Source organism: Vibrio sp. D173a, assembly GCF_030248475.1.
Map to the genome: position 1 here is coordinate 1 of NZ_JAHGAH010000294.1, position 2,039 is coordinate 2,039.

The window sequence follows — 2,039 nt, forward strand, 5'->3', positions numbered from 1 at the left end:
GGTCCATTGACGAGATCAGAAGCAGAGTCACAAGGAGTCACTTCTACGAGTTCTAATTTTGATGATAATGGGTTTGACGTGGCGACGTTTACCCTCGCTGCCGCTGAAGACTCCTGTCAAAATAAGGGACGCTTGCCGACTTCTGATGAACTAAAGGCGCTTGCCATCTACAACGGCGGTCCGGATGTTTACGACGGTTGGCCGGTGGATCTGCCTTATTGGGCGAAGAATGATGCTTTTGGTCAGCTGATTGATTTGAGGAGCGGGTTACCAGAACCGGCATTCAGCAACCTTGGTTACTATGTGACTTGCATGAATGACGCGGGCCTTGTTGTGGTGGACGCCGAATCTCAGCTTGAGGCGGTAGCGGATAATGCCGACCAGGCAGTCGTAGCGGTGAAGCTGACTCGGGACGATAGGCCTGTAGAAGGTGAGTGGCTTGAGGCGTCAACCCCCAACCGGACTAATGTGACCTTTGACGATACAACTCTCTCTACAAACGACAAAGGGGTAGCCAAGTTTGCCTTAAAAACTTGGGAAGCAGGACAGGTTCCGGTCAATATCAAGTACAACGGCGAAACGTTGTTGACGCAAAATGTGAAGTTTATTGGGGATGAAGCTACTGCTGATTTAGAGCTTGAGGTCATCAAAACTGGTGTAACATATGAGGATCCAGGTGGTAATATCGTTGAGGCGACAATGATGGACGCCAATAACAATCCGGTGGTGGGGCGCCCGGTAACCTTTACGACGTCTGAGGACGAATCTGTCGAGCGTATTGGCGCTACAGTTACGAATACTCAGGGTAAGCAGAGGGTAGGATATGTTTGGAAGGATAGTTCGACAACTGATGCCTCTAGAACTGTTACTGTCACCGCAAGTTATACCCCCCAATCTACGGGAACTCGACTTTTCGATACCGACGAGATAACGTTTGTTTCACCAAATCCGCCAGATCCGACAGATCCGACAGATGTGCCGACACCGCCGACTTGTGGTGTTGGCATAAACGACGACGACAAAAGCAATGCTACAGGCTACTGTCTGAAAGTTGCTGATGATGCTGATGGAAACTGGTTTACCAGCACGCCAAGCTGGGAAGTGGTGGAACGTCTTGGGTATCTCCCAGAAGGTATGGATGTACTAGAAAGTTCGGGTGTAGAACGTGATGAATTGTTTGGAGGTCTATTTACAGAGGATGGAACTGGGGGGCCTGCCCGTGGTCAATTTGCGGCGTTTAGTCAGGGTGATGGAAGAAATTCTGCTTCACAAATACCTCTTGATCACCCTGGTGGTGTTGGCTCGGATTTTGACCGTTGGTGCCAAAAGCTAAATGAGTTAGAGTTTCGTGGAGTAACAAATTGGGATCGCCCAACACTGGATGAGTTGCGTGGACTTTTTCGCCATCATGGCAACGTGTGGACCAATTTGGGTTGGCCGCTCGGATATGGATACTGGTCGAAGACGGAAGGTACTAAACCATACGTTGACAGAGGCTTCTGGTGGATTGACCTCCGCGATGGCCGTAACGACATCGTCTCATATCCGGCCGGTTACTACGCGAGCTGCATCTCAAAAAATCATTAGTGTTTTACGTTCAGCGTTTAACGTTTAAATTTTAATATTTTTGGCGCCATCCTTATGGTTGGCGCCTTATTCTCGGAGTTTATTTTGTGAATATTGAAGATAAGTTGGAATTGGTAAAAGACAGCCAAGTGATTGTCGGTATTAAAGAGGGGATGTTTGTGCGCTTTACGAACAATCGCTTTTTGGATGGCAGCAGTGGGTTTCAATACAGCCTCATTTACCAACACTGAAAGTGTTAGTAAAGAAAGTGAAGCAACTGGATAATCAAGAAATCGTGCCTATTGAATCATTAACTCGGAATGGTATTGATGTTGGCAATGAAAATACGATTTTGCTAAAAGGTGAAATTGATTTATCTGGCTGGGATAAATGGAGAGCGGAACAAACAAGTAAGGTGGCAAATATGGATATCGTGTCACCTCTGGATGATAACGTTGATGTTTTGAACGATG

The 2,039-nt window shown here is 47.2% G+C and carries 1 protein-coding gene and 2 pseudogenes; all 3 read left to right on the forward strand.

The window, feature by feature from the left end:
- A pseudogene (locus KIV40_RS24465) lies at positions 1 to 1,587 on the forward strand (peptidase); the annotation flags it as partial.
- A gap of 86 nt (positions 1,588 to 1,673) precedes the next feature.
- Positions 1,674 to 1,817 (forward strand): hypothetical protein, encoded by a 144-nt coding sequence (locus KIV40_RS24470; protein WP_285351776.1) that lies wholly within the window; start codon positions 1,674 to 1,676, stop codon positions 1,815 to 1,817.
- Positions 1,818 to 1,834: 17 nt separating this feature from the next.
- Positions 1,835 to 2,039, forward strand: a pseudogene (locus KIV40_RS24475) (hypothetical protein); the annotation flags it as partial.